Source organism: Campylobacter concisus, from assembly GCF_902460595.1.
Classification (GTDB): Bacteria; Campylobacterota; Campylobacteria; order Campylobacterales; family Campylobacteraceae; genus Campylobacter_A; species Campylobacter_A concisus_BL.
Map to the genome: position 1 here is coordinate 973,409 of NZ_CABPVA010000001.1, position 7,710 is coordinate 981,118.

Below are 7,710 nucleotides of genomic sequence, written 5' to 3' on the forward strand. Positions count from 1 at the left end.
TCTTGAATATAATGCTTATTTTGATATTTTTGCTCTATTTTCAAACCAAAATTTTTGTATTTTAATACATTGTTATTCGGGAGCTTTTTATCTCCCTTTTCCCATATTTTTGTAACCTTAATATTATCAAATTGCTTAATATCAATTTTGTTATTGGAAGTCGCCATCAAGATGACAAATATTTCATTTTTTTCCATGATAAATTCCTTAAAAGTCATTTATATTATAGCCGGTTGGTTCGCCTTGACCTTTTCCGTTTTTAAGTTTGACAAAAATATTGCCTTTTTTGTCTTTATACAAATCATAATCAGAATGTGGCTTTAAATCGTGCGGATCTATACCGTTCTTTTTTAATTTACTTATTTCTCCATTTGATAACTTTTTATCTTTTTCAGCAAAATAAACATTATCTTTAAAATTCTGTTCTTTTCCATCAAATCCACCGATATAAGGTTCATTAAAAGGATTATCTGTATTTACACCGCCATTTGTTATTTTATCATATTGCTCTGTTTGCGGTGTAGTGAGGATATTGTCGTTTTTATTTGACTCTTCTTTTGGAAAAATAGTTCCTGGCGAGGTCGAAATTTCATCACTTTTTAACGCAAAACATTTACTATTTTATATTTATCACCACATTTTTCATCTAATTCGTTTAAATAGCTTAGCACCTGCTTTTCATCTAACTCTCCATATAAATAAGGATTTGCTAGTTTAAAGATCATTTCTTGTATTTTCTCATCTGTAAAACCTATTTCTTCACGACATTCTATTAAATTTGCCCACTCTTCAAGCTCTAAAAAAGATATCTTTTTATCCAAACTTCTTTGTAATATTTTTACTATATCATCTCTTGACATAGAAACGAGCTCAGTTTCACTATCAAAACCAATCTGGGATAACATATTTTTTAATGCATCTATGTTGTTTTTAAAATGAACCAAGTCCAATAAAATGCTAGTTTTATTATCTTGATGTTCCAAATTTCTTTTTATCATATAACTTTTGTTTCGCCTACCCTTATTTTGACAACTCGTCTTGTATGAGTTTAAATTTTAGTTTATCATCACAAATTTGGTTTGTTTTGTTTATGTTTTTGCATTCAAAGAAGTCCGGATTAAACCATTCGACAGCATTTTCGTATTGAGCACCATATTTGGCATTTTCGTGTAGTAAGCCATCTCTTTTCATTCTTTCAATATCCATCTCATCTATCCAAAGAGAGTCAGCTACTACTTTAATATCTTGCCTAAGGGTACTATAAGCCTGAGTTATCTTATACTCATATAGCTCTTCTTTAGTTTTTATAGTTTTATCTCTTGCATAGTCTGACAATGATATCTTTGCTATTAGAAATTTCTTCTTACCGCTTTTGCTATAAAAGGGACAAGTATATTCAATATTCACATAGATACTACTATTAATGTTTGTTTTTGCAAGACATAATAAATTTGATATATACTCATCGCTTAGTTTAATGTATCTATTTGATTTAAGAGAAAATATCTTTCCGTGAGAGTTAAGATACTCCATTCTATCTTGCATTCTCTCCTCTTTGTTTGTTGCTTTTATTACATCGCTATGATCAGCATCTTCAGTATAGACACTGATTTTATATTCAAAGTTTTGTCCTATCTTATTTATTATAAATTTATTTACCCCTTCAGTATCTAGCCTTACTCTACTCCCTCTTGCTTCTGGTGCATAGGCTTTTAAGTTTCTATCATAGCTATATACTACTTTTTGTTCGTTCACTTGAGGACTGCTATTTGAAAAACAACCAACAAATAAAAAAGATGTAAAAAGAAAAATGATTTTTTTATACTTAAGCATCTTAACCCTTTATCTTTCTTTCTGTTTCATAGTATTTTTCATCAAAAAATTTTTTATTTTTACGTATCTCTTTCCAAAGATGTGATTTTTTACAGATCTGATATTCTTTTTGGTACTTTGTGCAGTCAAATTTATTTGGATCAAACCACTCATAGATTATTTCATCAAATTCATCCCTAGGGTTATATATTCTATCAAAAAGCAAGCCCTCCTTTTTCATTCTTTCCCTATCCATATTTTTTAATTTTATCGACTTTAAAAATTCACTCATATCATTTTTAAATAGTATTGCCATATCTTCTGCTTTATAGTTTTTATGTTTACCCGGATCAAAAAATAATCTAAAAGTGCCTCCAATTGATAACACTGAAATATTACCACTAATATCGTAGTAAGGGCAATCAATACCATAACTTGCAGAGTCAATTTGAGTTATGGAACTTACAAAAAAACCCACTTCACACTTTACGCCATCAATATATGTAAAGAATCCTTTTTCGTAAGGTTGCCAACCAGTCAAAATATCATAAATACTCCTATCAATGCTTTCTTCTCTATCTTTGCGAATTTCTAATTTACTTCGTAACATACTACCGTTATAAGCTCTTGAAGAATTTATTTTAAACTCTTCAGCGAACATTGATGGCAGATTTCTGTCGACTATACTTGTACCATTTTCTTTATTTAAAAAATAATGCCACTCAACATCAGCAAAACTACTGGGAAGTATATAGGTAATGCTTTCATCTTGAAAAGATGAAAGCATAATACCTGGTTTAAGATGCTTTGTAGTTATATTTGGAATATCATGACAACCGGAAAAGAGCGCAATAAAAGTTATAGTAATGAGCTTTAGTACTGAAAATTTACACCACATCTAGCACCCCCTTTTTCATAATCTTGACACACATAAGAACTATGCGGTGAACCGTCCATAAATAATTTAGAAATATTTAACACATTTATGCGATCCACCACATCTGCTTTTTTATTTACGTCTTTATTTCCACCAAGACCTTCTGCTACAAAATCACCTTTGTTGGAAAACGTCCCTGCAAGTCCAAGACCAACTGCACTTAATGTATCTTGCATTTTTTCTGCATCTATAGGTGACCCAAAAGATGAAATAGTGTATGGACTTTTCTTTTTTTCCTCCTTTGTAGTGCTTGCAAACTCCCTTAGATGACTAAAAAGCCAGTGTACTTTCCCCCACTTTATAGCATTTAGAGCTAAAGCATTTAACTGAGAATGTGCTGCAAAATTTACAGCAAAAATATATTCTCCATTTTTTCTCTTTTCTTCTGCTGCATTGGTTACATCAGATATAAAACTACCAACTTGCTTTGCCATGTCACTTGTGCCTATACTAAATTTATCCTGCGCTGCTTCAAGCAAATCAGAAAAAAATCCACGCGTTGGATTATATTTTACAGTTAGTTCAATAGTATTTCCGGCAAGTCTTGTGCCATCTTTTTTAATCTGTCCTGTTTGCTCAAGTCCATTCATGATAGCCTCTATTGGCGTATTTAAAATACCATTTCCAGAATTCTGATGCGTTATAGTATCCACATCTATTCCTAAAGGTTCTTTAGATACATAAAGATCTTTAAAATACGAAAGTTTTTTTAATTCTTCTTGTTTTTCTGGACTAATAGTCTTAAAGTATTTACTATCCTCAAGCCTCACCATTTTATCTTTATATAATTCATATTTTTCTGAGTTTTTACTAAAAACAGAAATAAGGTCACTTGCAATCTCTTTTCCACCGAAAGAACCAACAAGCTGTCCAAATAAACCACCATTATTATAACTGGTTGGTATTATATCTAAAGCAAGCATGCTTCCATACACAAGAAGTTTTCCCATAATTGATACTATTTTATTACGACTATTTTCATCTGGCATTTGCTCAGATAGTTTTTTTAATCCATAATTTGCATCTTCTACTTCTTTTTTTACTTCAGCCCTTCCTTTTTTTGTGGCAAGCCTAATATCCATACTACCATCTACATTTGAGCTTATACTAGTATCTACTATATCTTTTGTTAGTTTAGTTGTATCTCTATTTAGTCTATCCATATCATCAGAGTTATCTTTATCTGCTATCTCTATGTTGCCACTGCCTAGAGTTGCTAGGTTTTTAGATAGTGTGTAGCTTAAATTTCTTTGGTTAGATAGATCTATTGATTTAAGACCTGTAAATTTATCTTCTTGATTATTATTTGATTTGCTATCTTTATTGTTTTTATCTTCTAATATATAGTTAGCACCTATACTAAAGTTTGTTCCTTTAGCATAGCTTGTATTTGATAGGTTCTCATAGCTTAGGGTATTTGTCTTTAAATTTAGATTGTGGTTATCTATAAATTTATTGTTTTCATCATAGTTTCCGCTAGCTAGTAGTGATCCTTTTAGATGAGTGTTTTTACCTACCTCTACATTTAGCTCATTGGCTGTTATAGATGAGAGTATGGTTTGCTTGGTTATAGTATTTGATCTTGATCTAGAGAAATTTGCATTGGTACTAGTTGCTTTTGTGCTAGATGGATCAGCAAAGCTTGAGTTTGGTGATTTGTCACTACTAAATCCTATGTCTACTCCTACACTATATGCTCTTTCATTGTGAGCATACTTATCCCTTACACTCTCTAAGCTTAGGTCATTTCCTACTTTTAAATTTAATCTCTCATCAGCTCTTAAATTTGCTCCTTTGATGGTTGCGTCATTGGCTGTGTTTATATTCATATCTTTAGCTGAGTAAAGATGAGAGTTGTTATTTGTTAGACTTTCAGTGTCGCTGCTGCTAGTAGAGTAGTTAAGCCCAGCACTTCCGCCACCGCCACCATACATAGTATATCTCATAGTTCCACCTATGCTTTTATCTTTACTTTCTGATGTATAGGTGTTTTTGCTAGAGTTTATGTTTAAGTTATTTGTATTTATATCTATTAGGTTATTGGCACTTAAATTTGAGCCAGTGATAGTTGTATCATTTGGAGTTTGTATTTTGATGTTATTTGCACTTAAATTTGACGGGTTAGAGATTACTTCATTTGAGTTTGACTTTGATTTGTGGCCATTTACACTAGCTGCTACTCCTACACTAAAGCCAAATGTATACCAGTTAGATGCTGCCTTTGCAGCAGCTGCTACTTGAGCTACTAGAGCTAGGCTCTTAGCTTCTACGTTTGCCATAGCTAAAGCTATACGTTCCTGAACTTGCAATAGCTGCAGCTATTTAGGTTATAAGCGCTAAATTCTTGGCATTTACATTCTCAGTTGCAAGAAGAATGTTTTCTTTAAAGTATTTCTCCTCGTCTCTATACTATTCTAATATCTCACTTACTTCTTCTATATCAGAGTAGTCGATGCCTACCAATTATTTTGGAGCATATATAAAATCTGTATAGAAAAATTTATCATCATCTAGAGACACAGCCAAGATCAAAGACCTGAACCTATTAACTCTATCAGACATGCTGGGTTTCAAAGGACTGATTAGATAGTTACTTTTCTTTTTAAAAGATCTCTCACTTGTCTTTACCTTAAAAGGACCAAAGTGATATAAAGGGGTATTTAATAGTCAAACTATACCCCTCATTATCCTAATCGGTAGCTCTTTTTTATGGTATTTTTTATATATTTCTACAAGGTCGCTCTCTAATAGCCAATACTTCTCATCGCTCCACTCAAAATAATCCATAAGGCCTGCGACAAATGAGTTCTCATCATAGCATTTTTCATATGCTAAATTTTTATAAAAATACTTCATAAATCCTCTGTGTAATCAAAATCAACACTTTCAATATCGCCATCGTATATTCCAAATATGTAGCTACTTATCACCTCCAGTCTCTCTTTTGGGTCAAATTCTAATGATAGATATGGCCTTTTGATAGACTTTTTCTCAAATATAAGCTCTTGAGTACTATGCATAATAAAAACATCCAATATAGACACTATCCCAGCAAACAGTTCTCTTGGAATTTTTACTTCACCTTTATATGTATCATAAATTTCAAGCAGATCTTTTTCTAGTCGCCAATATTTATCATCATACCATATGCCGTTAAGAACTATTTGTCCTATAAATGAATCCTTATCAAAATACTTACTTGTTTTTACATTTTTATAAAAATTTTCAAATTTCATCAATCGTCTGTTCCATTTATGTTTTTAAAAAATTTGACTTTCCAAATTTTAAAATCTTTATACCATTAATTCACAACAAATTTAGGCAAGACCTCTCAAGACCAAATTTTATAGCCATTCTTTTTGTTATCTCTTCGCTTTCATCTTTGCAATAAACCATATAATAATCACCCAAGGAGGCTATATAAGCACAAATTAAAAAAATTTATTTTAAAAATTCTATAACATCATAAGTTATCCATGATATCAAAATAAATATCATCCAAACAAAAGCAACTCCACCGTACTTAAATTCGCCATGCTTTATTCTCTCAAAGGTGAAGTCATCTTTTTTTACTTTATTTTTTGCTATGCAAAGCACCAAATATACGGTAAAAACAGCAGAAATTAGATTAAAGGCTACATTAAAACCAAAAAAAATAATCACTACAAATATTGCCAAATTCCATGCTAGTATAAAAATCATTTTGTGCCATTTTCTTTCTTGTTTTCTATGTAGCTTTTTAAAGTTGCAGCTCCAAATCCAACAGTGCCACCCAACTCATATTCATATGTCTTTAGTGACTCATTTATAGGGCGACCTATAACACCACTCTTCTTAATAATATTTTTTCCGACCAACCCAGCCGCCCCTGATGCTAGCCCTATAGACGAGCCAAAGAGACCTTGCGCAGCAATGCTTTTCATATCAACTCCATTTTTATTATATTTATCTTGATTGTATGCTTCTGTTGCAATTGAAGAAGCACCACCTCTAATAATTGTGCCACCCAAACTTGTTGCTCCGCCAGACCAAATACCAGCCCCTGTATTTATAAGAAGCTCGACAAAGTTTATATTATCTAAATTTAAATTTTCGCCATTTCTTTCATACTGAGTATATAGATTGCTTAAGGCACCTGTTACTCCGCCTACTGCTTGCATTATCCAATCATCACTCTTACTTTGATCTAAAGAGTAAAAATGATTTGTGTTTGCAAGTATAGCAGGATCGTCTTTATTTATATTAAGATTAAAGTTGTCTATTTTTTTATCATTTAAGGCTAGGGCTTTTTGGACATATCAAGTTTTTTTAATGCTAGATTGGTAGCAAATTCATTTTGAAATTTATCTTGCGGTATAAATTTACCTGCTTCATTATCTTTTCTATGAACCAGCTCATGCCTTAGAGCTGTTAAAAAAGTTTTTGTATTGCCAAGAGTAGCCGTATTTAAATATATTGAGTTTGGATCTTCTGGGTTAAATTTACCACCACTATAGTTTTCTAAATTTGCAAATTTTACATTAACACCATACATTGCAGCAATATTACTAGCAGCCTGTTCTTTTTCCAGTATAGAAGCACTTTGATTTTCAATTACCTTTAAATTTAGCTCTAATAATATTTTATCTTTGTCGTATCCTTTTACTAAGTCATCCACATAGTTGAAGAAACTAGATAACTTAGCATTTTTCGTAGTAGATATAAGCTCTATGGCCTTAAGTATAGTTGATGCTGTATTAAACTCATCTTTGATCTCCTTTTGCCCACTCTTAGTCAGCACCCTTAAATCCATACTACCATCTACATTTGAGCTTATGCTAGTATTTACTAGATCTTTTGTTAGTTTAGTTGTATCTCTATTTAGTCTTGTTAGATCATCAGAGTTATCTTTATCTGCTATCTCTATGTTACCACTGCCTAGAGTTGCTAGGTTTTTAGATAGTGTGTAGCTTAAATTTCTT

Annotated in this window: 11 protein-coding genes; all 11 read right to left on the bottom strand. The window is 31.7% G+C overall.

From position 1 onward, the window contains the following. Positions 1 to 197 (bottom strand): hypothetical protein (locus F3G86_RS10435; RefSeq protein WP_188116418.1); only part of this gene is annotated, 197 nt, incomplete at its 3' end. Between the two features lie 10 nt (positions 198 to 207). After that, positions 208 to 588, bottom strand: a complete 381-nt coding sequence (locus tag F3G86_RS11190) for a polymorphic toxin type 33 domain-containing protein (RefSeq protein WP_411160688.1) — start codon at positions 586 to 588, stop codon at positions 208 to 210. Positions 589 to 599: 11 nt separating this feature from the next. Beyond that, on the bottom strand, positions 600 to 998 hold the full coding sequence (locus F3G86_RS04675) for a hypothetical protein (RefSeq protein ID WP_149723120.1): 399 nt from the start codon (positions 996 to 998) through the stop codon (positions 600 to 602). 22 nt (positions 999 to 1,020) lie between these two features. Then, on the bottom strand, positions 1,021 to 1,833 hold the full coding sequence (locus tag F3G86_RS04680; RefSeq protein ID WP_149723121.1) for a hypothetical protein: 813 nt from the start codon (positions 1,831 to 1,833) through the stop codon (positions 1,021 to 1,023). A gap of 1 nt (position 1,834) precedes the next feature. Beyond that, entirely contained in the window at positions 1,835 to 2,710 is an 876-nt protein-coding gene (locus F3G86_RS04685) for a hypothetical protein (protein ID WP_149723122.1), read from the bottom strand. After that, the gene (locus tag F3G86_RS04690; RefSeq protein ID WP_149723123.1) at positions 2,686 to 5,028 is read right to left on the bottom strand and encodes a hemagglutinin repeat-containing protein; all 2,343 of its coding nucleotides are present in this window, start codon (positions 5,026 to 5,028) and stop codon (positions 2,686 to 2,688) included. The genes F3G86_RS04685 and F3G86_RS04690 overlap by 25 nt, the downstream gene beginning before the upstream one ends. Before the next feature lie 388 nt (positions 5,029 to 5,416). After that, positions 5,417 to 5,605 carry an Imm41 family immunity protein gene (locus tag F3G86_RS04695; RefSeq protein ID WP_149723124.1) on the bottom strand — a complete coding sequence of 63 codons (189 nt, stop codon included), beginning with the start codon at positions 5,603 to 5,605 and terminating at the stop codon, positions 5,417 to 5,419. Continuing rightward, positions 5,602 to 5,985: an Imm41 family immunity protein gene (locus tag F3G86_RS04700; protein WP_149723125.1), complete on the bottom strand. Its 384-nt coding sequence runs from the start codon at positions 5,983 to 5,985 to the stop codon at positions 5,602 to 5,604. Before F3G86_RS04700 ends, F3G86_RS04695 begins: the two co-directional genes overlap by 4 nt. A gap of 205 nt (positions 5,986 to 6,190) precedes the next feature. Continuing rightward, complete coding sequence (locus tag F3G86_RS04705) at positions 6,191 to 6,451, bottom strand: hypothetical protein (RefSeq protein ID WP_107857027.1); 261 nt, start codon at positions 6,449 to 6,451, stop codon at positions 6,191 to 6,193. Then, the gene (locus F3G86_RS04710) at positions 6,448 to 6,909 is read right to left on the bottom strand and encodes a hypothetical protein (protein ID WP_149723126.1); all 462 of its coding nucleotides are present in this window, start codon (positions 6,907 to 6,909) and stop codon (positions 6,448 to 6,450) included. Before F3G86_RS04710 ends, F3G86_RS04705 begins: the two co-directional genes overlap by 4 nt. A gap of 119 nt (positions 6,910 to 7,028) precedes the next feature. Continuing rightward, positions 7,029 to 7,710 (bottom strand): hypothetical protein (locus F3G86_RS04715; protein WP_188116419.1); only part of this gene is annotated, 682 nt, incomplete at its 5' end.